This window comes from Streptomyces sp. SID13726 (assembly GCF_010548375.1).
Lineage (GTDB): Bacteria > Actinomycetota > Actinomycetes > Streptomycetales > Streptomycetaceae > Streptomyces.
Genome location: NZ_JAAGLY010000014.1, coordinates 59,421 through 82,663, shown reverse-complemented (window position 1 = coordinate 82,663; position 23,243 = coordinate 59,421). Strand labels below are relative to the sequence as shown.

The 23,243-nt window shown below is 72.5% G+C and carries 16 protein-coding genes; 9 read left to right on the top strand and 7 right to left on the bottom strand.

All coding sequences use genetic code 11. From position 1 onward, the window contains the following. The first annotated feature begins 69 nt into the window (after nt 1-69). The 6 genes from G3I78_RS30800 to G3I78_RS30775 are packed head-to-tail and all read left to right on the top strand — an operon-like array spanning nt 70 to nt 14,898. Entirely contained in the window at nt 70-7,575 is a 7,506-nt protein-coding gene (locus G3I78_RS30800; RefSeq protein ID WP_164430504.1) for a beta-ketoacyl synthase N-terminal-like domain-containing protein, read from the top strand. 28 nt (nt 7,576-7,603) lie between these two features. Further along, entirely contained in the window at nt 7,604-9,304 is a 1,701-nt protein-coding gene (locus G3I78_RS30795) for a PfaD family polyunsaturated fatty acid/polyketide biosynthesis protein (RefSeq protein ID WP_239158142.1), read from the top strand. Then, a complete protein-coding gene (locus G3I78_RS30790; RefSeq protein ID WP_164430502.1) occupies nt 9,301-11,007 on the top strand; it encodes an acyl-CoA dehydrogenase in 1,707 nt (568 codons plus the stop codon). The genes G3I78_RS30795 and G3I78_RS30790 overlap by 4 nt, the downstream gene beginning before the upstream one ends. Continuing rightward, entirely contained in the window at nt 11,007-12,812 is a 1,806-nt protein-coding gene (locus G3I78_RS30785; RefSeq protein ID WP_164430501.1) for an acyl-CoA dehydrogenase family protein, read from the top strand. Before G3I78_RS30790 ends, G3I78_RS30785 begins: the two co-directional genes overlap by 1 nt. Then, nucleotides 12,794-13,582 carry a 4-phosphopantetheinyl transferase gene (locus G3I78_RS30780; RefSeq protein ID WP_164430499.1) on the top strand — a complete coding sequence of 263 codons (789 nt, stop codon included), beginning with the start codon at nt 12,794-12,796 and terminating at the stop codon, nt 13,580-13,582. The genes G3I78_RS30785 and G3I78_RS30780 overlap by 19 nt, the downstream gene beginning before the upstream one ends. Before the next feature lie 14 nt (nt 13,583-13,596). Beyond that, the gene (locus tag G3I78_RS30775; RefSeq protein WP_164430497.1) at nt 13,597-14,898 is read left to right on the top strand and encodes an FAD-dependent oxidoreductase; all 1,302 of its coding nucleotides are present in this window, start codon (nt 13,597-13,599) and stop codon (nt 14,896-14,898) included. A gap of 51 nt (nt 14,899-14,949) precedes the next feature. Here the strand turns inward: G3I78_RS30775 and G3I78_RS30770 are convergent, their stop codons facing one another. Further along, nucleotides 14,950-15,576, bottom strand: a complete 627-nt coding sequence (locus G3I78_RS30770) for a MerR family transcriptional regulator (protein ID WP_164430495.1) — start codon at nt 15,574-15,576, stop codon at nt 14,950-14,952. 92 nt (nt 15,577-15,668) lie between these two features. On the opposite strand from G3I78_RS30770, the gene G3I78_RS30765 reads away from it, so the two are divergent. Continuing rightward, on the top strand, nt 15,669-16,130 hold the full coding sequence (locus G3I78_RS30765) for a DUF3291 domain-containing protein (RefSeq protein WP_164430493.1): 462 nt from the start codon (nt 15,669-15,671) through the stop codon (nt 16,128-16,130). Nucleotides 16,131-16,158: 28 nt separating this feature from the next. Further along, nucleotides 16,159-17,595, top strand: a complete 1,437-nt coding sequence (locus G3I78_RS30760) for an MFS transporter (protein ID WP_164430491.1) — start codon at nt 16,159-16,161, stop codon at nt 17,593-17,595. Nucleotides 17,596-17,790: 195 nt separating this feature from the next. Here the strand turns inward: G3I78_RS30760 and G3I78_RS30755 are convergent, their stop codons facing one another. The 4 genes from G3I78_RS30755 to G3I78_RS30740 all read right to left on the bottom strand — a co-directional run bounded on the left by G3I78_RS30755 (nt 17,791) and on the right by G3I78_RS30740 (nt 20,859). After that, nucleotides 17,791-18,141, bottom strand: coding sequence for a hypothetical protein (locus tag G3I78_RS30755; RefSeq protein WP_164430489.1), 351 nt, complete (start codon nt 18,139-18,141; stop codon nt 17,791-17,793). Beyond that, nucleotides 18,138-18,566 carry a tetratricopeptide repeat protein gene (locus G3I78_RS30750; protein WP_164430487.1) on the bottom strand — a complete coding sequence of 143 codons (429 nt, stop codon included), beginning with the start codon at nt 18,564-18,566 and terminating at the stop codon, nt 18,138-18,140. The genes G3I78_RS30755 and G3I78_RS30750 overlap by 4 nt, the downstream gene beginning before the upstream one ends. A 35-nt stretch (nt 18,567-18,601) precedes the next feature. Continuing rightward, nucleotides 18,602-19,708, bottom strand: a complete 1,107-nt coding sequence (locus tag G3I78_RS30745; RefSeq protein WP_164430485.1) for an LLM class flavin-dependent oxidoreductase — start codon at nt 19,706-19,708, stop codon at nt 18,602-18,604. A 164-nt stretch (nt 19,709-19,872) separates the two neighbouring features. Further along, nucleotides 19,873-20,859, bottom strand: a complete 987-nt coding sequence (locus tag G3I78_RS30740) for a pirin family protein (protein ID WP_164430483.1) — start codon at nt 20,857-20,859, stop codon at nt 19,873-19,875. Nucleotides 20,860-20,978: 119 nt separating this feature from the next. On the opposite strand from G3I78_RS30740, the gene G3I78_RS30735 reads away from it, so the two are divergent. Further along, nucleotides 20,979-21,488: a carboxymuconolactone decarboxylase family protein gene (locus G3I78_RS30735; RefSeq protein WP_164430481.1), complete on the top strand. Its 510-nt coding sequence runs from the start codon at nt 20,979-20,981 to the stop codon at nt 21,486-21,488. 30 nt (nt 21,489-21,518) lie between these two features. Here G3I78_RS30735 and G3I78_RS30730 read toward each other — a convergent pair whose 3' ends face one another. Together G3I78_RS30730 and G3I78_RS30725 are read right to left on the bottom strand one after the other, a co-directional pair. Next, entirely contained in the window at nt 21,519-21,986 is a 468-nt protein-coding gene (locus G3I78_RS30730) for a MarR family winged helix-turn-helix transcriptional regulator (protein WP_164430479.1), read from the bottom strand. Nucleotides 21,987-22,075: 89 nt separating this feature from the next. Continuing rightward, complete coding sequence (locus G3I78_RS30725) at nt 22,076-23,026, bottom strand: NmrA/HSCARG family protein (protein WP_164430477.1); 951 nt, start codon at nt 23,024-23,026, stop codon at nt 22,076-22,078. Nucleotides 23,027-23,243 lie beyond the last annotated feature (217 nt).

Here is a 23,243-nt window from a genome sequence, read left to right as displayed (position 1 = left end):
CCGGCGGGTGTGCGCCCGCGACGGCCTCAACACCCGCCGGGACGCGGCACCTTGGAGGAGACAGCTGTCATGAGCAAGTTCGCCATCGTCGGGATCTCGTGTCTGTTCCCCGGCGCCCGGACTCCCGAGGAGTTCCGCCGCAACCTCCGCGCCGGCACGGACAGCCGCCACGAGGGCGGTACGGAGGTCTTCGGGTCCGCGCCCGACGCGCGTGACCTCGATCCGCGCCACCGACTCACCTCCCGCAGGGGCGGGTTCGTCACCGACTTCGCCTTCGACCCGAGCGGCTACCGACTCGACGCCGCCGAACTCTCCCGGCTGGACCGCATCTTCCACTGGTCCCTGTACGCGGCCCGCGAGGCGCTGCGGGACTGCGGTCTGGACGGTCGGCCCGAGACCCTGGCCCGCACAGCCCTCGTGATGGGCAACTACTCGTTCCCCACTCCGACTTCGGCCGAGGTGAGCGTCCCGCTGGCGCAGGAGGCGGTGCTCGCCGGGCTGCGCCGGGCCGGGCTGCCCGAGCCGGCGGCGTTCCCGGAGTCGTACAGCCTGATCGACCGGGCGGCGATCGTGCCGGAGAACCTGCGGGTGAGCGGTTCGCCCGCCGCGGTCACCGCCGCCGCCCTGGGTCTCGGCGGCCCCCGCTACTGCCTGGACGCCGCCTGTTCCTCCGCGTTGTACGCGCTGAGCCTGGCGTGCGGTCATCTCGCCTCCGGGGAGGTGGACCTGGCGCTCGCGGGCGCGGTCTGCGCTCCCGATCCGACGCTGATCCACCTCTCCTTCTCCGATCTGCACGCCTATCCGGAGGACGGCTTCAGCCAGCCCTTCGACGCCCGTTCCGGCGGCATCGTCACCGGGCAGGGCGCCGGCATGGTCGCGGTGCGGCGACTCGATGACGCGCTCCGGGACGGCGACCGCATCCACGCCGTGGTGGACGGCATCGGCCTGTCCAACGACGGCTCCGGACGCCACCCCCTGGTCCCGAACAAGAGCGGCCAACTCGACGCCCTCGCCCGCGCCTACGCCGCTTCCGGCGTGCGCCCCGCCGACATCGACTACCTGGAGTGCCACGCCACCGGCACCCCCATCGGCGACGCCACCGAGGCGGAGTCCGTCGCCGAGTTCTTCGGAACCCACGGCAAGGTCCCCGCGCACGGCTCGGTCAAGGGCAACGTCGGCCATCTCCTCACCGTGGGCGGCCTCAGCAGCCTGCTCAAGGTCATCCTCGCCATGGCGGACGGCGTCATCCCACCGACCATCGGCGTCACCGACCCGATCTCCTCGAAGGACGGCAAGGTCGGCGCGGACACCCTGGTCCGCGCAGCCCGCCGGTGGCCCGAGGGCCCGGGCCCCCGCCGGGCAGCGGTCTCGGCGTTCGGCTTCGGCGGCACGAACGCGCACGTCGTCCTGTCGTCACCACCGGACCGCACCCCAACTACCTCCCCTCACAAGGCACATGGCACCACACCCCCCACAGCCGAGGACCACGGATCTACGACCCCCACCGCCACGGAGTCCCCCTCCACCCCCGCTCCAGCCCCGGAGCCCCACTCCAGGGTCCGCCCGGAGTCCTCGGCATCCCTCCCCGCCCTGGACATCGTCGGACTCGGCGCGCACTTCGGCTCGTTGGGCTCCCTGGACGCCTTCGAGCGTGCGGTGCACAGCGGTGCGCCGGACCTGCGTCCGCTGCCCGAGCGGCGCTGGCGCGGCCTGGACCGTACCGAGGGCGGCACTCTGGAGCGGGCGGGTCTCGCCGCCGACGCCCCGCACGGCGCCTTCGTGGACGGCGTGGAGGTCGATCCGGCCGAACTCCGGGTGCCGCCCGCCGACTTGCGGATCTACAACCCGCAGCACGCGCTGATGACCGAGGTCGCCGACGAGGCGCTGCGGGACGCGGGACTGGTGAGCGGCGCCCCGGAGTCCCGGCGGGTCGCCGTGGTCGTGGTGACGGAGATCGAGCCGTACACGCACGCCCGGCTGACCCGCTACGGGCTCGGCACCTTCCTGCGCCGCGAGTTCGACAAGGCGGGCGTGGAGCTGACGGAGGAGCAGCGGGCGGCGCTCGCCGAGGTGGCCCGGGACGCCGTGGTGGACCCGATCGGCGCCAACGAGGTGCTCAGCTACATCGGCAATGTGATGGCCGGCCGGATCTCCTCCCGCTGGAACCTCACCGGTCCCTCCTTCACGCTGTCCGCCGAGGGCGCGGGCACCGCCCAAGCCCTGGAGGTGGCCCGGCTGCTGCTGCTCGACCCGGACCTGGAGGCGGTCCTGGTCGGCGGCGTGGACCTGGCCGGTTCGGCGGAGAACCTGCTGCTCGACCCGGAGGTCCGCTCCACGCCGGGCCTCACCTTCAACGAGGGCGACGGCGGCCGGGTCGTGGGCGAGGGCGCCGGTGCCCTGGTCCTCACCCGCGCCGACGGCCCGCTGTCCCGGCGGCGGGTGTACGCCCGGATCGCGGGGACGGCCGTACGGTACGCGCCGGCTGACGGCGCGCTGCCCGCCGTATCGACGAAGGCCCTCGCCGAGGCGGCGCGGGCCGCGCTGCTCCAGGCGGGTGTGGACGCGGCCGACGTGGGCTGTGTGGAGGCGCACGCGCCGGGCACCCCCGAGGGGGACCGGGCGGAGCTCGCCGCGCTGGCGGAGGTGTACCGCGCGGGCCCCGGCGGTACCGCGCTGGGCAGTGTCAAGGCGCAGCTCGGTGACGCGGTGTGCGCGGCCGGGATCGCCGGGCTGATCAAGGCCGCGCTGTGCGTGCGGCACGCGTATCTGCCGGGTACGCGGGGCTGGCGCCGTCCGGACGACGCGCTCGCGGACGCCTTCGCCGCGTCGGCGCTGTACGTCCCCGACGCCTCGCGCCCCTGGCTGCGGGAGGAGCAGGACGGCCGTCGCCACGCGGCCGTCGACGTCCTGGGCGCGGGCGGTTCGCACGCCCACATCGTGCTGTCCTCGGTGCCCGCCGCCGAACGCCCGCGCGCCACCGCCGACTGGTACGGCGCACAGGGCCCCGTCCTGCTGGCGCTCGCCGCCGACACCCCCGAGGGGCTGGTCGCGGAGGCCGAGCGCCATCGGGTCCTGCTGACGGACGGCGGTGATCCCCGGGCCCTGGCACGGGAGGCGGCGGCCGGGCTCGACGGGCGCCGGCTGCGGGCCGTCCTCGTGGGCGCCGACCGCGAGGCCCTGCTACGACAACTCGCCTCGGCAGTAAGGGACTTGCCCGGCGCGTACGCCGAGGGAAGGGAGTGGGCCACCCCGGCCGGTTCCTTCTTCACGCCCCGGCCGCTGGGTCCCGAGGGGCGGGTCGCCCTGGTCTATCCGGGCGCCTTCAACAGCTATCCCGGGCTCGGCGCGGATCTCTTCCGGGCCTTCCCGGCCCTGCTCGACCGTTTCGAGGCACAGGCCACGCAGCCGGCCCGCATGCTGCGCGCGGCCCAGCTGTATCCCCGTACGGCGACCGCCCTGACCCGGCGCGATCTGATGCGGTGGGAGGAACGACTGGGCGACGACGTGCCGTTCATGCTCGCCACCGGCACCAGCTTCGCGATCCTGTACACCGCGCTGGTGCGGGACGTCCTGGGCGTCACCGCGCACGGCGGGTTCGGCTACAGCCTCGGCGAGGCCAGCATGCTGTTCGCGTCCGGGGGTTGGGACCCGGCGGGGCGCAGTGACTCGCTGCTGACCGAAAGCCCGGTGTTCCAGGACCGGTTGTGCGGTCCCCGGCGCACGGTGCGGGAGTCGTGGGGGCTGTCGGAGGACGTCCCCGACGAGAACGTCTGGGCCTCCCACGTGCTCCTGTCGGCCGCCGAGCCCGTCATGGCGGCGCTGGCCCGCCACGACCGGGTGCACCTCACGCACGTCAACACCCCCGGGGAAGTGGTGATCGCGGGCGATCCGGCCCAATGCCGGGCGCTGATCGCCGAGTTGGGCTGCCCCGCCGCCCGTTCGCCGGTCAACGTCGTCATGCACTGCCCGGTGGTGGACCCGGAGTTGACCGGCCTGGCCGCGCTCAACGACTACCCGACCGGCTCGTTCGGCGACCTGGAGCTCTTCAGCGCCTACGACTACGAGCCCCTGCCCGCCGAGCGGCTGGCCGACTCCCCGCAGCGCATCGCCCACACCCTGCGCTCCACGATCGACTTCCCGCGCCTGGTGCACGCGGCGTACGAGAGCGGCTACCGCTACTTCATCGAGGTGGGTCCCGGCGCCACCTGCACCCGCTGGATCCGCGAAACCCTGGGCGACGCCCCGCACATGGCCGCCTGTGTCGACCGCCGCGGCACCTCCGCGACGACTCCCCTCGCCCACCTGGCGGCCCGTCTCGTCGGCCACGGCCTCCCGGTCGACCTGACCGCACTGCTCGATGCCGCACCGACCGACCGTCCCGCCGTAGCGTCACGGCCGCGTCGCCTGCCGAAGGTGCGGGTGGGCGGAGGCGAGCCCATTCCGGTGCGGGTGGCGCGCGAGGCGGCGGCGGTTCTGTCGGCGGGACGGGGCGCTTCGGCGGCAGCGGAAGGTGAGCGGGAGGCCGACCTGGCCGCCGGTCTCGTCGGCACGCCCGCACGCGCGGCCGGTCTCACCGCCACGCCCACCCTCGCTGCCGGTCCCACCGCCACATCCGCCATCGGAGCCGGCTCGTCGCCCGGCGCCCCCGTCCCGACCGCCCGCTCCGCTCCTCCCCTCCCCACCCCACCCGCTCCGCCGGAGGTCCCCGACGTCATGCCCGCCGACCCCACGCTCGACGAGGTGCCCGAGGTCATCACCTTCGACGGGGACCCGGTCACGGCTCTCCCCTGGGCGGCCCGGCCCCCGGCCGAGGGCGTCCTCGCCCGTACCGCCCCCGCCCCGCACCGCCCGCCGTCGCCCCGCCCCGAAGCCCCGTCCGGTCCCCCTTCCGCCTCCCCGTTCCAGGCGCCGCCCACCGCCCCCTCCCGCCGCGCGGCCATCGCCGCCGACCTCGTGCGCGACCTGCGCCGGGACATCGTCGCGACCCACGGCGTGGTGATGGAGACGCACCGGATCCTCCAGTCGGCCGCACTGGACCGCGCCGAGGCACTGCTCGTAACGCCCACGGCCATGCCCATTCCCACGCCCACGCCCACGCCCACGCCCACGCCCCCCGCGAAGGCAGCCGTCCGCACCCCGGCCCTCGCCCCCGCCACCCCCGAACCCCCCTCCCCGAAGATCCACGAGGGTGTCGTCTGGGACGAGGCCGACCTCCTGGAGTTCGCCACCGGCTCCGTCGCCAAGGTCTTCGGGCCCGAGTTCGCCGAGATCGACGGCTTCCGCGCCCGCGTCCGGCTGCCCGCACCGCCGTACCACTTCGTCACCCGCGTCACCGCGCTCGACGCGAAGCCCGGTGTTCTCGAACCGTCCCGCATCACCACGGAGTACGACGTCCCCGAGGACGCCTGGTACGCCGTGGACGGCGGGGTACCGCCGGCCGTGACCGTGGAGTCGGGGCAGTGCGACCTGCTGCTGGTGAGCTATCTCGGGATCGACTTCCGCAACAAGGGCGACCGCGTCTACCGCCTGCTCGACAGCTCGCTGATCTTCCACGGCGGGCTGCCGACCACCGGCCAGACGCTGCGCTACGACATCTCGATCGACCGTTTCGTCCACCAGGGCGACACGACCATCTTCTTCTTCAGCTACCTCTGCTACGCCGACGGCGAGCTGATCCTCGAACTCAAGGACGCCTGCGCCGGGTTCTTCAGCAAGGCCGAGCTGGACACCCCGCTCGGTGTGGTGATCACCGACAAGGACAGGGCCCGTCGCGCGGCGCTTCCGCGAGGGACCTTCAAGCCGCTGGCGTACGCGCAAAAGGACCGACTCGACGCCACGGACCTGGAGTTGCTCGCCCAGGGCCGCCCCGGGGAGGTCTTCGGACCGGACCACGCCCAGGACCCCGGCCTCAACCCCGCGCTGCGGCTGCCGGATTCACGGCTGCGGATGGTCGACGAGGTCACCGTGGACCGCAAGGGCGGCCCGTGCGGGCTCGGGCTGATCACCGCGGTGAAGCGACTCCAGCCGGACGCCTGGTACTTCACCTGCCACTTCCCCGACGACCCGGTCCTCGCGGGCTCGTTGATCGCGGAGGGCGCGGTCCAGCTGCTCCAGGTCTATCTGATGCACCAGGGCCTGCACCTGACGCTCCCCGACGCCCGTTTCCAGACGGTCACGGGCCGCCGGATCGACGTCCAGGTGCGCGGCCAGGTCACCCCGAAGGACGCCGAGATCCGGTACGAGGTCGAGGTCACCGAGCTGACGCTGCTGCCCCGCCCCACGGTGATCGCCGATGTGCTGGTGTACCTCGGGGACAAGCCGGTGGTGCGGATGCGGGACCTGGGTCTTCAGATCGTGGAGAAGCCCGGCACCCCCTACCGCCCGGGCCCCGGTGGTGTCCCGGAGTTCCTGGGCCGCCGCAACAGGGCCGGCGAGCCCGCCATGATCAACGAGCTGCATCTGGCGCACGCCGCCCAGGGGTTGCTGGACATGGCGATGGGCCCGGAGTTCGAGATCTACCGGACCGGCAGGGCGCCGTACATCCCCAACGGGGACTTCCAGTTCGTCGACCGGGTCATGTCCCTGAAGGGCACGCGCGGCGACCTCGGCCCCGGCTCGGAGATGGTCACCGAGTACGACTCCCCCGAGGACGCCTGGTACTACCGCGAGAACTCCTACCCGCACATGCCGAACTTCGTGTACATGGAGTCCTCGCTCCAGGCCGCGATCTTCCTCGGCTACTACCTCGGCGCGACCCTGCGCCAGCCGGACGAGGAGTACGCGATCCGCAACCTCGACGGCCGCGCCACCCTCGTCAAGGACGTGGACCCGCGCGGACGGACGGTCCGGCACCGCTCGACGCTGCTGAGCACGAGCGTGGTCTCCGGTGCCGTGCTCCAGAACTTCTCCTACGAACTCTCCGCGGACGGCGAGGTGTTCTACACCGGCGAGTCCATGTTCGGGTACTTCAGCGAGGCCGCCCTGGCCAACCAGGTGGGCCTGGACCGGGGCGCGTACCAGGAGCCGTGGATCGAGGCGGAGCGGCCGGCCGCTGAGCGGGTCCGCCGTATCGAACTCCCCGACGAGGCGCCCGCGTTCACCGATCCGGCGGGCGGTTTCCTACGGTTGCCCGGGGACCGCTTCCATCTCGTGGACCGGGTCGACCTGGTCGCCGACGGCGGCACGTTCGGCAAGGGTTATCTGCACGGTCACCGCAAGATCCGCGCCGACGAGTGGTATTTCGACCGCCACTTCCACCGGGACCCGGTGATGCCGGGCTCGCTCGGCGTCGAGGCGGTGCTCCAGGCGATGCGGCTGTTCGTGCTGGAGGAGAACCTCGCCGAGGGCATGGAGCGGCCGAGGTTCGCGATGGCTACCGACGTCGAGATGTCCTGGAAGTACCGGGGACAGATCCTGCGCCCGGACGAGGAGCTCTCCTTCGACGTGCACGTCAAGGAGATCCGCCGGGAGCCCGGCCGGTTGCTGCTGATCGCCGACGCGAGCCTGTGGAAGCCGCGGCTGCGCATCTACGAACTCACCGACGTCGCCGTCGAAGTCCGCCCCGACGCGGGCTGACCCCGCAGCCCGAGGAGCAGTCGAGTCCATGAACACCCCAGAGGCCATGAACACCCCTGAGTCCAAGAGCACCCCACCCATGCACACCTCGTCCACCGACGGACCCTCCGTGAACTCCCCCGCAGAACCGCTCCGTTGGTACGGAGAGGGCGGCCCGAGCATCGACCCGGCCGGTGTCCAGCAGGTTCTCGGCCGGGTCGAGGAGCCGTGCTTCGTCGTGGCCGCGCCGCAGGGCATCGGCGCCGTCGCGGGCGGCGGGGCGGCCGTCGGCGGTACCGGGCCCGCCGTGCTGGCCGCCGTCCCCGCGCTGCCTCCGCAGCGGCTGGGGTCGGCCGGTTTCCGGGCCGCGCACGGCGTGCGGTACGCCTACATGGCGGGCGCGATGGCCGGCGGGATCGCCTCCGCCGACCTGGTGATCGCGCTGGCCCGGCGGGGCTTCCTCGCCTCCTTCGGCGCGGCGGGGCTGCTGCCCCGGCACATCGCGCGGGCGCTGGCCCGGTTCTCGGCCGAGATCCCCGGGCTGCCGTACGCCGTCAACCTGATCCACAGCCCGAGCGAGGAGCGCCTGGAGCGCGAGGCGGTGTCGCTGTTCCTGGAGCACGGGGTGCGGTGCGTGGAGGCGTCGGCCTTCATGGACCTGACGCCGCACATCGTGCGCTACCGGCTGGCGGGGCTGCGCCGGGACCCGTCGGGGCGGGTGGTGGCCGGTCACCGGATCATCGCCAAGGTGTCCCGGCCGGAGACCGCGGAGCGCTTCGTACGTCCCGCGCCCGCCGCGCTGGTGGACTCCCTGCTGCGGGAGGGTCTGATCACGGCCGAGCAGGCGCAGTTGGCCCACCACGTGCCGCTGGCCGACGACATCACGGTGGAGGCGGACTCCGGCGGCCACACCGACCGCCGTCCGCTTCCGGCGCTGTTCCCGGTGATCCAGCGGGTGTGTCACGCGATCCAGCGCGAGCACCACTACGCGACGCCGATCCGGGTGGGCGCGGCCGGAGGTCTGGGCACTCCCACGGCGGTCGCGGCCGCGTTCGCGATGGGCGCGGCCTATGTGGTGACGGGCTCCGTCAACCAGGCCTGTCTGGAGTCCGGGACGTCCCCTGCCGCCCGTGAGCTGCTGGCCCGCGCGGACGTCGCCGACTGCGCGATGGCGCCCGCGGCCGACATGTTCGAGATGGGCGTGGAGCTCCAGGTCCTGCGCCGCGGCTCGATGTTCCCGATGCGGGCCGCCCAGCTGTACCGGCTCTACCAGACCTACGACGGTATCGAGGCGCTGCCCGCCGCCGAGCGGGAGCGTCTGGAGTCCCAGGTGTTCCGTCGGCCGCTGGCGGAGGTGTGGCAGGAGTGCGTCGAGTACTTCACCCGGCGCGACCCCGACCAGTTGAGCCGTGCCGCGGACAACCCGAAGCGGCGGATGGCGCTGGTGTTCCGCTGGTACCTGGGCATGGCCTCGCGGTGGGCGGTGACGGGTGAGAGCGACCGCACCGCCGACTTCCAGATCTGGTGCGGCCCGGCGATGGGCAGCTTCAACGCCTGGGTGTCCGGGAGTTACCTGAGCACTCCGGGGAACCGGACGGTCGCCGACGTGGCCCACCATCTGATGCGGGGCGCCGCCTTCCACACCCGCACCGCCCAGCTGGCCACGGCCGGGGTCGCCCTGCCGCCCTCGGCGGCGGACTACCTCCCCGTGCCGCTGGAGCTGCCCGCGCTGTCGGAGGCCGCCCGATGAGCGGGCTGACCCCCGAGGCGGTCGAGGAACTGCTCGGGGACCCCGAGGACCCGCACAATCCGTACGGCTTCGCCGCCGCCGTGGCCCGTGACGAGGCCGACGCCCACCCCGACGACCTGTGCCGCAAGCTGGTCTCGGCGGGTTTCCACCTCAACTATCTGCCGCCGGCCTGGGGCGGTGAGCTGGAGTCGTTCGACCGCAGTCTGACGCTGGTGCGGGCGGCGGCCCGCCGGGACGTGAACATCATGCCCGGCACGATGTTCGGGATCATCGCGGCCACCTGTCTCCAGCTGCACGGCAGTGCGGAGCAGCGGCGCCGGGCGGCCGACGTCCTCACGCGTGGCGGCACGGTGGCGTTCGCGATGACCGAGGCCGCGCACGGCAGCGATCTGCTCGCCGGTGAGGTGCGTGTCGACGGGGACGGGCGGCTGTACGGCGAGAAGTGGCTGGTCGGCAACGGCATGCGCTGCGAGGCGGTGTACGTGCTGGCCCGCACCGGGGCGCGCGGACCGGGCGCGTTCTCGGCGTTCCTGCTGGACCCGGACGGCGAGGGGCTGGTCCGTGAGCCCGCCGCCCGGACCGGCGGCATGCGGGGCGTGGACCTGGCCCGGCTGCGCTTCACCGGGCTGCCGGTGCCCGAGGACGCTCTCGTGGGCCGGCGGGGTGAGGGCCTGGAGATCGCCGTACGCGCCCAGCAGGCGGTGCGGCTGATGAGCATGGCCGGAAGTCTCGGCTGCGCTGACACCGCGCTGCGCCTGACCCTCGGCTTCGCCGCCCGGCACCGGGTCGCCGGGGTACCGTTGGCGGAAACGCCTTACGCGCGCCGGGAGTTGGCGGTCGCGTCGGCGGCGCTGGTGGCGGCGGACGCGGTGGCGCTCTCGGCCGCCCGGGGTGTGCACGTGGCCCCGGAGGCATTCAGCGTCTGGGCGCTCGCGGCCAAGCACGTCGTCGCGGAGGCCACCGACGAGGTGCTGCGGCGCTGTGCCGGTGTCCTCGCCACCCGCTCGGTCCTGCGGGAACAGGCGCCCGGCGGGGGCCTGTTCCAGAAGCTCCAGCGGGACGTGGGCGTGGTGCGGGTGATCGACGCCAGTCCGCTGGCCAACCTGCGCGCCTACGCGGCCCAGATCCCCGCGCTCGTCGCCCGGGACGCCACGGCGGACCCGGAGCGGATACGCCAGGTCTTCGCCCTGGACGGGGAGTTGCCGCCGTACGAGCCCGCCCGGCTCGATCTCGTGGTCCGGGGCGCGGACCCGGTCCTCGGTGATCTGACCGGGATCACGGACGCGGTGTGCGAGCACCTGGCGGACGACCGCACGACCGCCCTGGTGTCGCGGCTGACCTCCGCGGTCGGCTCGCTCGGCGCGCGGGCCGACGCGGCCCGGCAGCGCGGTGCGGACCCGAACGCGCTGGTGGACCTGGCCGAGCGGTACGCCTGGCTGCACGCGGCCGCCTGCTGCGTACGGCTGTGGTGGGCGAGCCGGCATCTGTCGCTGTACGGCGGCGAGCCGGGCGCGTCCAGCTGGCTGCGCGCGGCACTCGCCTTCCTGCTGGCCCGCGCCGAGGGCACCGACCCCCGGCGCGCGGGACCCGACCAACAGCCTGCCCTGGACGCCGTCCTGGCGCTCCGGGACGGCGACCTGCTGCTGACCGCGCGGCCCGTGCGGCTCGCGTCCGGCACCGCTCACCCGAGGGAGAACTCCTGATGTCCCAGGCCGAGTTGACCACACTGGCCGAGTCGCTGGAGGAGTATCTCGGCGATCCGCACGACCCGGCGAGCCGGATGTCCTTCGCCGCCGTGCTGGACCACGACGAGCGCGACAGCTTCCCGTACGCGTTCGTCAGCATGCTGCACCGCTGGGGCTTCCTCGACCACGGCCTGCCGAAGGAACAGGGCGGGAAGGCCGGCAACCCGGAGACCGGGTTCACGCTGATGCGGCTGGTGGCCCGGCGCGACGGGGCGACCGCGATCGCGCTGGGGCTGACCAACGCGGCCTTCACCCCGCTGTGGATCGCGGGCACCGACGAGCAGAAGCGGCGCCAGATCGACGACGTCCACCGGGGCGTGAGCATCGCCTGGGGGCTCTCCGAGGCGGCGCACGGCAGTGATCTGCTCAGCAACGAGGTGGTCGCCGAGAAGGTGCCTGGCGGCTACCGGGTCACGGGTGAGAAGTGGCCCATCGGCAACGCCACCTTCGCCGACCGCATGGTCGTCTTCGCCCGTACCGGGCCGCGCGGTGGGGCCGGTGACTACTCGATCCTGGTCGTCGACAAGTGGCGGGCCGAGGCCGGGACGCTGCGCGAGACCCCGATGCTGAAGCTGCACGGGGTCCGGGCGCTGGATCTGAGCGGGCTCAGGATGGACGGCGTCTTCGTCCCGGACTCCGACCTGGTCGGCGCCGAGGGCCAGGGACTTGAGATCGCCCTCAAGACCAGCCAGACCGCGCGTCTGGTGATCCTCAGCCTGGCACTGTCCGGCGTGGACACCTCGCTGCGCACCGCGCTGGAGTTCGCCCAGGACCGGGTGCTGTTCGACCGCCCGGTCGTCGAGTCGCCGTACACCGCGCGGCAACTCGCCGAGTCGTTCGCCGAGTTGATGGTCGCCGACGCGGTGTGCCTGGGTGCCGTGCGCAGTGTCCAGGCGTCGCCGGCGCAGGTGAGCGTGTGGTCGTCGGTGGCCAAGTACGTGGTGCCGACGCTGCTGGAGCAGACCCACGCGCGGCTGAGCGTGGTGCTCGGGGCGCGTACCTTCCTGCGCGCGCATCCCCGGTTCGGCATGCACCAGAAGATGCTGCGGGACCTGATGGTGACGAACGTCGCCGACGGCAACACGATCGTCAACCTGCGCAACATCGGCCACCAGTTGGCGTCCCTGCTGGAGCGGGCGCGCACGGCGGACCCGGAGCTGCGCCGCGAGGCGGCCGGGCGGGTCGCCGTGCTGTACGGCATGGACACCGGGCTGCCGCCCTACCGGCCCGGCGCGCAGGAGCTGTCCAGCCGGGGCCTGGACGACGCGGTGCTGGCCGCGCCCGAGTCGCTGGTCCGGCTGCGGGTGCTCGCCGACCGGGCCGCCGACAAGGACCGCGACCGGCTGCTCCAGGCCGCCGACGTGGCGGCCCAGCTGCTCAACCGGCTGGCCCCGCTGGAGGACCGGGCCTCCGCCCTGCGCGCGGAGCTGGGCCGCGGCTACGCCACCTCGGCCGAACTCTTCGACCTGGCCCAGGAGTACTGCCTGGTCCACGCGGCCGCCGCCTGTGTGCACACGTACGTCCACTCGTGCGAGGCGATGGCCGCCCCACTGCCCAGCGCGGCCCTGCTGCTGCTCCAACTGGAGCGGATCAACCGGCAGTTCCACCCCTACGAGCCCTATCGCGACCCCACCGCCGCCGACGAGGTCCTCGATGTGCTGACCCGGCTGCACGAGGACAACCGGCTGCTGTCGCACTGGCCGATCACGCTCGCGGACCGTACCGCGCCCACCGAGGGGGCCCGGTGCGCGACGGCCCGCTGACCCCGGACACCAAGGTGATCGACCTGTGGACGCTCGCCGAGCACCGGGTGCCCGGGCTGACCGCGCGCCTGGGCGGTGCCGAACTGCTCGGCCGGGAGGAGCGGGAGCGGTTCGCGCGGTTGCGCCGCCAGGCCTCCCGGCGCCGCTTCCTCGGCGGGCGTCTGCTCGCCCGGATCGCCCTCGGGTCCCGCGCCGAACTGCCCCTGGACGCCTGGCGGTTCACCACGGGGCGGCACGGACGTCCGGAGCCGTCGCCCGACCACGGGGGGCTGCGCTTCAATCTGTCGCACACCCCCGGGCTGATCGTGTGCGTGGTCACGCGGGGCCGGGCGTGCGGGGTGGACGTCGAGCGGGTGCCCTTCGACGCGGACAAGGCCCGCTTCGTGACCGCCTATCTCGACACCACCGGCCGGCCCACCCCGTACCGGGCCCCCGACACCACCGGCCGACCCACCCCCTACCGGGCCCCCGACGCCGACGGCGACCCGAGTGAGCGGTGGGTGCTCACGGAGGCCTATCTCAAGGGGCTCGGCGTCGGCCTGTCCGGCGGTCCGGGCGGTCTGGAGTTCCGCGGCCTGGCTCCCGGCCGGTTCGCCGTGACCGACCGGCGCCGCCCCGCCACCGGCGCCCGCTGGCAGCTCCAGCTGCTGCGCCCGTCCCCCCACCATCTGCTGGCCGTCGCGACCGAGGGCGGCGGCACGATCCACCGCCACGAGCCCGCCTGGTCCGAGCCCGTCTCCAACTCCCGCCCCACCACCCCGACTTCGTAGCGAGAGGACCTGCCATGTCCCAGCACACCCCGCCGAACATCGCCGTGATCGGGGCCGGCCCCGCCGGACTGTCCGCGGCCTACCGTCTGCGCGACCGCGCCCGCATCACCCTCTTCGAGCGCGAGGCCCGCCCCGGCGGCCACGCCAGCACCGTGGAGGTCGAGGAGAACGGCCGCGTGCTCGGCCTGGACACCGCGTTCATCGTCTTCAACCGCCGCTTCTACCCGCAGTTGTGCGGCTTCTTCGACGAACTCGGCGTCGAGGCCGTCGTACACCCGGGCGGGTTCGAGTTCTTCGACCTCGACAGCGGACTGGAGTTCGGCACCGAGGAGCTGGAGCTGGACGAGGCGTCGATCGAGGAGCGCTACGCGGCGCGGTTCCCGTACTTCCCTCGGGTGTGGCGGGAGGTGCGCCGCTTCCACGAGGAGAGCCGCAGGGACTTCGTGCGAGGCCGTGCCGACGTGTCGATGGGCGAGTACCTGGACCGGGGCGGATACAGCGAGGAGTTCCGGCACTCGTATCTGATCCTGCTGTGCTCGGCCGTGTGGTCGGTGCCCCCGGAGCTGGTCTGGGAGATGCCCGCGGCGACGGTGATCGCGTTCTTCGTCGGCCATGACGAGGGCGGTCTCGGCGGCCGGCGGGTCGACTGGCGCACGGTGGGCGGCGGTTCGATCTCCTACGTCCGCAAGGCGCTCGCGGCGATCGGCCCCGACCTGCGGCTCGCCGAACCCGCCACCGCCGTACGCCAGGAGGCCGACGGGGTGCGGGTGACCACGGCGTCCGGCACCGAGTCCTTCGACTACGCGGTACTGGCCACGCACGCCGACGAGGCGTTCGCCCTGCTGGAGAACCCGACGGACGAGCAGCGGGCGGCCGTCGAGGGGGTCCGCTACAGCAGCTCCCGGGTCTCGCTGCACCGCGACGCCTCGCTGATGCCGGGCGACCGGTCGCGCTGGGGTGCCTGGAACTACGGCAAGGTCGAGCAGGACGGCGTGACGCGCTGCTTCGTGACGTACTACCTGAACCGGCTCCAGGACCTCTCGGCCGAGCAGGACTACTTCGTCACCCTGGACCCGCCCCGGCCGCCCGCGCCGGGCACGGTCGTCGCCGACTTCGACTACACGCACCCGGTGATCGACATGGACCTGCGGGCCCGGCAGCCGGAGATCCACCGGGCCAACGAGGGCACCCGGGTGAAGCTGGCGGGTTCGTACTTCCACTCCAAGGAGCTGGGCCCGGACCTGATCGGCTCGCACGAGGCCGCGTTCTCGGCGGGGGCGGAGGCGGCGGCCCGGATTCTGGCCGAGCTGGACTGAACCGGCCGCCGGAGAACCGGCGTTCAGGCCTCGCCGTCGGCGAACCGGCGCTCAGCTCTCGCCGTCGGCGTGCCGGCGTGCCGACTCGTTCTCCTGGGCCAGGCGCCGCAGCGCGAGCAGCGCGGGTTCCAGGAGGACGGTCAGCAGCAGGGCGCGCTCGGCCTTCTCCAACGGCTCGCCGATGCCGTCCAGTTGGTCGAGGTCCAGGACGGCGGTCCGCTCGGCGAGGCGGGCGTAGGGCAGCAGGGTGTGCCAGTCCAGCGGGGCGCCGAGGGAGCGCAGCGAGGCGAGGGTCTCGGCGAGGGCGGCACGGGCCGGTGCCGCCTCGTGCACCCGCCAGCCGAGCTTGTCGACCAGCGCGTCGACCGCCGCCGTCTCCGGTACCTCCTCCGGGGGTGTCTCCTCCAGCCGGATGGCGCCGAGGGCGAGGCCGAGCTGGCGGTGGGTGTCCCCGGTGTGCTCGGCGAGGACGTCGAGGAGATGGCGGGTGGTGTTGACGGACAGGCCCCGGACGCCGGTGAGGGCGCGGATCAGCCGGAGCCTGCGCAGGTGCTCCTCGTCGTACTCGGCCTGGGTGGCGGAGGTCTGGCGGCCGGACGGGAGCAGGCCCTCGCGGAGGTAGTACTTGATCGTCGTCACGGAGACGCCGCTGCGGCGGCTCAGCTCGGAGATACGCATCGTTTCCCGTCCCGCCACTTGAAAATTGGATACCTCTACTGTCTAACATAGATAGTAGAGGTATCCAATTTTCTCGGGAGAAGGCCGTCGCCATGCCCACCCTGCGCTGGACCACCGTCAGCACCCCCGCCGCCGACGCCGAGGCATTCGTCATGGCGTCCCGGTTGGAGGTGCGCTCGCTCAAGGACGTGCCCCGCTTCTTCCTCAAGTCCCTGGCCGCGTGGCGGCAGGTCTCCCGGGCTCCCGGCGCGTACGGCGCCTCGCTGATCGCCCAGCCGCTCGGGCGCACCTTCTGGACGCTGTCGGCCTGGGAGGACCGGGACGCGCTCTACCGGTACGCGCGGACCGAACCGCACAAGTCGATCATGACCGGACTTCGCCCCACGATGAAGGATTCGGTCTTCACCTTCTGGCAGGTCCCGGCCGCCGGCCTGCCCATCGACTGGGCCGACGCCCGACGCCGGCTCGCCGAAGCGGAAGCGGAAGCGGAAGCCAATGCCGAAGCCGAAGCCGAAGCCGAAACGGAAGCCGAACAGGACCGCACCGGTGCCTGACACCCCTCACTCAGGAGACTCCCCCACCATGACGCTGTCCGAAGAGAGCCCGGTCCTCGACAAGCCGGCCGCCCCCGCCCCCGAGGGCCGACGCATCCCCCTCTGGCTCGCGATCGTCGCCGCGAGCGTGCCCATGTTCATGGTCGCGCTCGACAATCTCGTCGTCTCCACGGCCCTGCACACCCTGGCCGTCGATCTGAAGGCCGACACCCAGGAACTCCAGTGGTTCGTCAACGCCTACGTCCTCAGCTTCGCCTGCCTGCTGATGACCGGCGCGGCGCTCGGTGACCGCTTCGGCCGCCGCCGGGTCTTCGTCACCGGCATCGCCGTGTTCACCCTGGCCTCCATCGGCTGCGGTCTCGCCGACACCAGCAGCGGGCTGATCACCTTCCGCACGATCCAGGGCTTCGGCGCGGCGGCCGTCATGCCGCTCTCGCTGACCCTGCTGTCCCAGGCGGTGCCCGAGCGGCTGCGCGGGATGGCGCTCGGCGTCTGGTCCGGGGTGAGCGGTCTGGCCGTGGCGATGGGCCCCGTCGTGGGCGGCGCCGTGGTCGACGGTCTCGACTGGCGCTGGATCTTCTGGATCAACGTGCCGGTCTGCGTGATCGCCGTCCCGCTGGTCCTGTTCGCGCTGCGGGAGAGCTCCCTGCCCGGTGTCCGCCTCGACCTGGCCGGCATGGTGCTGGCGGCGGCCGGACTGTGCGCGGTGGTGTGGGCGATCGTGCACGGCGAGCCCGACGGCTGGACGTCGGGGAAGGTGCTGGGCGCGTTCGCGGCGGGCGCGCTGCTGCTGGCCGTGTTCGTGGTCTGGGAGTCCCGGACAGCCGAGCCCATGCTGCCTTTGTCCTTCTACCGGGTCCGCGCCTTCACCCTCACCAACATCGTCTCCGCGACCATGTACTTCGGTGTGTTCGGCTCGCTCTTCCTGCTCGCCCAGTACCTCCAGATCGTGCCCCCGCGCACCCCGCTGGAGGCCGGTGTGCGCACCCTCGCCTGGACGCTGATGCCGATGTTCGTGGCGCCGGTCGCGGGTCTGCTCACCGACAAGGTCGGCGGCGGCCGGCTGATGGCCCTCGGTCTCTTCCTCCAGGGCGTGGGCCTCGGCTGGATCAACCTCGTCGCGGACACCGACACGGCGTACTCCGCCATGGTCGGCCCGATGATCGTCGCCGGTATCGGCATGGGCTTCGTCTTCGCCCCGACCGCCGCCGTCGTCCTCGGCTCGGTCAGCCGTGAGCACGCGGGCAAGGCGTCGGGCGCCAACACCACCGTCCGCGAGATCGGCGGCGCGCTCGGCATCGCCGTACTGAGCACGGTCTTCGTGACGTACGGCAGCACGCGCAGCCCGCAGGAGTTCGTGGACGGTCTCCACCCGGCGGTGTGGGTGGGTGTCGCGGTGGTCCTCTTCGGCGCGCTGTGCGCCCTGGGCATTCCGCGCCACCCGCGCCCGGCGGACGCGGAGTAGTCCGCGCAGGTCCGACGAAGGGGCGGGTCCCGGCCGGACACCCGCCCCTTCGAACCCCATGTTTCAGCCTTCCCGCGACCCTGCGAACAGCGGCTTCCGGCCCCCGGCCCAGGCACGGCGAACAGGAAGTCGTACGACGACGAAGCCCATGCCCGCCCCATCGCCAACCGGCACAAGGGCACCCGGCACCTCCGATCACACGAACCCGGCGTGGCGCGACCGGAGCGGGATCACGTGTGCGTCGGGCTGTGCGGGCGCGGCGAGCAGGGCGCAGAGTTCGGGCCGGTCCGTGGTGAGCATCGCGTGGCTGACGACGGACAGGGCGACCACGGTGACGGCGGCCCGGGTGCAAAGGTTCGTGGCGGCAAAGGCCACCGCGAGCGCCATCGGCACGTACCAGCTCGCGCCGGCGCCGGGCAACGCCGGGTAGTCGTGGAGGAGTTGGGAGTCGCGCTCAGACAGGCCGCTGTGCAGCGCGCCGGAGCAAGGCGGCGCACACCGGCCCAACCCGATGCCCGCCGACCCCGCTCCGCCCGCGCGGTTCACTCGTCGTCCGGGAACTCTCCCGCGAACGCGCCGGCCATCCGCAGCCAGGGCTCCGCGTCCGCCTGGCGCCCCTGCCGCTGGAGGGTGCGCCCGAGCATCAGGTGGGCGTAGTGCTCCACCGGGTCCCGCTCCACGATCACGCGCAACTGCTCCTCGGCGCGCCGCAGTTGGGCGGAGTGGTAGTAGGCGCGGGCCAGCAGCAGCCGGGGGCCGGTCTGCTCCGGCGCCTCCTCGACGACGGCGTCGAGGAGCTTCGCGGCGCCGCTGTAGTCCCGCGCCTCGAACAGCAGTTGCGCCCGCTCCCAGCGCTCGACGGTGCTCTCCTCGTGCGGCACGCCGACGCCGTCGTCGAAGAGGTGCAGCGCGCTGGCCCAGCGGTCGGGGGCGACGCCGCCGGTGGCCGGGTAGGCGTTGAAGTCGTTCATGGTTCCTCCGTCGCTACGGGCTGTGTCGTTCGGTGTCAGACGGCGGGGTCGGCGGTCACCGCGTGCCGCGCCTCACGGGCGGCGAGCAGGGAGGCGTGGGTGGGGGCGTCGGGCACCCCGGCCGGCCGGTTCACCGCGAACTCCTTGCGCAGCACCGGTACGACCTCCTCGCCGAGCAGGTCGATCTGCTCCAGCGCGGCCTTCAGCGGGATTCCGCCACCGTCCACGACGAACAGCTGGCGCTGGTAGTCACCGGCGTACTCGCGGAAGGTGAGCGTCTTCTCGACGACCTGCTCGGGAGTGCCGACGGTCAGCGGTGTCTGCTCCATGTACTCCTCCATCGGGAGCCCGCCTCCCATGACCGGCGAGTGGTCGAAGACGGGGCGGAACTCCCGTATGGCGTCCTGGGAGTTGTGCCGCATGTAGACCTGTCCGCCGAGTCCTACGATCGCCTGCTCGGCCGTGCCGTGGCCGTAGTGGGCGTACCGCTGCCGGTACAGCTCGATCAGCTTCCGGGTGTGCTCCTTCGGCCAGAAGATGTTGTTGTGGAAGAAGCCGTCGCCGTAGTACGCGGCCTGTTCGGCGATCTCCGGGGAGCGGATGGACCCGTGCCAGACGAACGGCGGTACGCCGTCCAGCGGGCGCGGTGTGGCGGTGAAACCCTGGAGGGGGGTGCGGAACCGGCCCTGCCAGTCCACGACGTCCTCGCGCCACAGCCGGTGCAGCAGCGCGTAGTTCTCCACGGCGAGACCGACGCCGTCGCGGATGTCCTTGCCGAACCACGGGTAGACCGGGCCGGTGTTGCCACGCCCCATCATCAGGTCGACGCGCCCGTCGGCCAGATGCTGGAGCATCGCGTAGTCCTCGGCGATCTTCACCGGGTCGTTGGTGGTGATCAGGGTGGTGGAGGTCGACAGGACGATCCGGTCGGTGTGCGCGGCGATGTGGCCGAGCAGGGTCGTCGGCGAGGACGGCACGAACGGCCGGTTGTGGTGCTCGCCGGTCGCGAAGACGTCGAGTCCGACCTCCTCGGCCTTGCGCGCGAGGGCCACCATCGCCTTGATCCGCTCATGCTCGGTCGGCGTACGTCCCGTGTTCGGGTCGGTGGACACATCACCCACGGTGAAGATGCCGAACTGCATCGCCCTCACCTCTCCTGACTGTTGATACATCAACTACACGCCTGCAACACACCCCGGCACCCGCCTATTCCGCGGCCGGCGCGGGCACCTTCGGCCGGGGCGGCCAGGCCGCGGCGGGCGGGGACGGCGGAGGACTCACCCATGAGCCGCCTTCCCTGCGGCGGTCAGCGGCGCGGCGGGTTGCCGCGCGGGGTGATGACGGCGTTGGGCAGGGCCGGGGCGGCCAGCCGGCGTCCGGGGTAGCCCTCGACGCTGCCGAAGCGGTCGGAGGCCGCCTCCCAGTCATCCCGGGCCCGGACGATGTCCTCGTGGCTGCGGCCGATGAAGTTCCACCACATGACGATCTCCTCCTCGAAGGGAGGTCCGCCGAGCAGGATCGTGCGGGCGGGGGCGTCCGACTCGTTGACCAGGGTCAGGGTGTCGGCGCCGCAGGGGACGTAGCCGAGTTCGGCGGGCCGCAGGACCGTGTCGATCAGCCGGACGTCCCCGCTGTCCACGAGGAGGCCGTGCTCGAAGGCGGTGTCCAGGTCGAGGGTGATCGCCGCGCGCGGAGCGAGGACGATCTCGGCGCCGAGCAGCGGGGTGAAGGTGCGCACCGGCGAGGTGGTTCCGGCGAGGGAGCCGAGGAAGACCTTGATGTCGGCCCCGTCGAGACGCACGGCTTGAGGGACGTGATGCTGGAAGTCGCGTGCGGCGTGCCGGTGCCGCTCGGGCAGCGCCACCCAGAGCTGGACGCCGTGGATGACGGTGGTGTCCGGGGTGGAGACCTCCGAGTGGGCGATGCCGTGGCCGCCGGTCATGAGGTTCAGCTCGCCGGGCCGGATCAGGGCGTGCGAGCCGAGCGTGTCGCGGTGCTCGATCTCGCCGCTGAACAGCCAGCTCACGGTCTGGAGACCGGTGTGCGGATGCGGGGGTACGTCCATGCCGGTCGCGGAGGCGTCGACGGGGCCGTAGTGATCGGCGAAGCACCAGGCGCCGATCAGGGTCCGGGCCCGCTGGGGCAGCGTGCGGCGCACCTGAAGGGCCCGGGGGCCGCCCAGGGGCACTTCGCGGGCCGACAGCACCTCCACCCGGGGGCTCCCGTCCGGCCGGTCGGGGTCCTCGGCCGCCTTGCAGCGCAGTGCCGCCGGGTCGGTTTCCACGTTGCTCACCGGGACCGCCTCCCACATGCTCTAGTTGTCACATCAACTACCATGCCACGGGGGCGGGCGGATGGCTACTGCACCCACCTGGCGTACAGTCCCGTGGGCAGCCCCGAAGGAGGCACGAAGTGAACGAGCGAGCCGATGGATCCGCACCCCGGAGGATCTTCATCGACAAGCAGAGCCCGAAGGCCTTCCACGCCCTGGTGGAGACCTCGGAGGCGGTGGGCGCGACGGCCGCCGAGGCCGGACTCGACCGCACCACCGTGGAGTTGGTCAATCTCCGGGTGTCCCAGCTGAACGGCTGCGCCTTCTGCCTCGACCTGCACACCCGCAAGGCGCTGCGCGCCGGCGAGTCGGCGCAGCGGCTCGGGGTGCTGGCGGCCTGGCGGGACACCGACGTGTTCACCGACGTGGAGCGGGCGGCGCTCGCGCTCGCCGAGGCGACGAACGACCCCACGGACGCCGCCGCCCAGACGTCCGCCTACGAGACCGCGCGCCGCACCCTCACCGAGGACCAGATCTCCGCCGTGATCTGGGTGGCGATCACCATCGGCGCGTTCAACCGCGTGTCGATCCTGAGCAAGCACCCGGTACCGGCGGCCCGCCGTCCGCAGACCGCGCCGGTGCCCGACTGACGACCGCGGCACCCTGAGCGGCGTCGCCGCTCAGGCCGGGTCCTCGTCCAGCTTGCCGATGACGCGCTCGGAGATGTCGGTCAGCACGCGCAGTTCCGCGGGCGTGACATGGTCCATGAACAGCTCGCGCACCGCCTCGACATGACGGGGGGCGGCGGCCTCGATCGCGCACCGGCCGGCGTCGGTGATCACCACGAACGCCCCGCGCGCGTCCTCGGCGCACTCCTCGCGCACCACCATGCCCCGCCCTGCCATCCGGGCGATGTGGTGGGACATCCGGCTCTTCTCCCACTCCAGCGCCCGCGCCAGATCCTGGTACCGCTGCCGTCCGTCCGGTGTGTCCGTCAGATGGACCAGCACCGCGAAGTCCGCGGGCGACACGTTCGACTCCGACTGGAGCATGCGCCCGAGGCGACCGCCGAGCCGTTCGTGCAGCCGGACGAAGCCGCGCCAGGCGCGCTGTTCCTCCGGTGTCAGCCATCGCGCTGTCTCTGCCATGCGGAGAGTGTACGCGTAGTTGACAGTTCATCGAATGAGTGACGGGCCGGTCCCCTGGCACGGGAGCCCGGCCCGTAGCGGTGGCGTTCTCAGCCGACCTGGATGTCCGGGCCGTTCTCGGCCAGCCAGTCGTCGAAGCTCTTCAGCTCCGGGTGGATCTCCCGGAGTTCGCCCAGATCGCGGGCGCCGGTGAACTCCTGGTCGAAGTCGCCGTAGTACTGGAACATGTTGGCGATCTCGTCGCCCGCCGGTACACCGAGGCCGCGGAAGACGTCGTAGGGCACCGACTGGAAGCGCACCGGCTCACCGACAGCCGCCCCGATCTTCTCCGCGTACTGGGCGCCGGTCAGGTGGTCGCCCGCCAGGCCGACGGTGTGGCCGACGAACCGCTCGGGGTCCTTGAGGATGGCCAGGGCGGTGCGGCCGATGTCGTCCACGTCGACGCCGGCCAGCAGCTTGCCGTCCTCGAACGGCAGGGTCAGCGTCAGCACGCCGTCCTCGCCGCGCTTCGGGCCCATCATCGACAGGAAGCCCTGGAAGAAGAACGTGGTGTTCAGGAAGGTGGTCGGCACGCCGGCCTGCCGGAACAGCTCGTTCGCCTCGCCCTTGGCGTCGAAGTGCGGCACGTTGTACTTCTCCTGGAGGACGGGCATCCGCTCGTCCTCCAGCGGCAGCAGCTCGCGGGTGTCCTCCAGCGTCGACCACACCACATGCTTCAACCCGGCGGCCTTGGCGGCCCCGACCAGGGTCTCGACCTCCTCGGTCTCCTTGGCCGCCGAACCGTGCGCCCAGAAGTTGGTGACCAGGAAGGCGCCGTACGCGCCCTCGAACGCCTTGTGCACCGACGGCTCGTCGTAGAAGTCCGCCTTGACGACCTCGGCGCCGAGTCCGGCCAGTTCCTCGGCGGCCGGGGCGTCGGGGTTACGGGTCAGCGCACGCACGGTGAAGCCCGACTCCGGGTCGGCCAGGATCGCCCGCGCGGCACCGCCGCCCTGCGCACCCGTGGCTCCGGCGACCGCGATGACCTTCTTGTCGCTCATGACAGCTGCTCCCGTTCCGAGGAGAAATTATCGTTGACACATCAACTGAACCACACTGTTGTTGACGTGACAACTTCCACCGATCGAGTTCGGCCAGGACGGTCACGCCTCGCGGGGCGCGGAGCGTGGCCGCGACCACCGTTTCCCCGAGAGGCCCTGGCCGGAACGCGTCCGCCGCCTGCGTAGTGGCTTCAGTAATTTCCCCGATGGACGCACG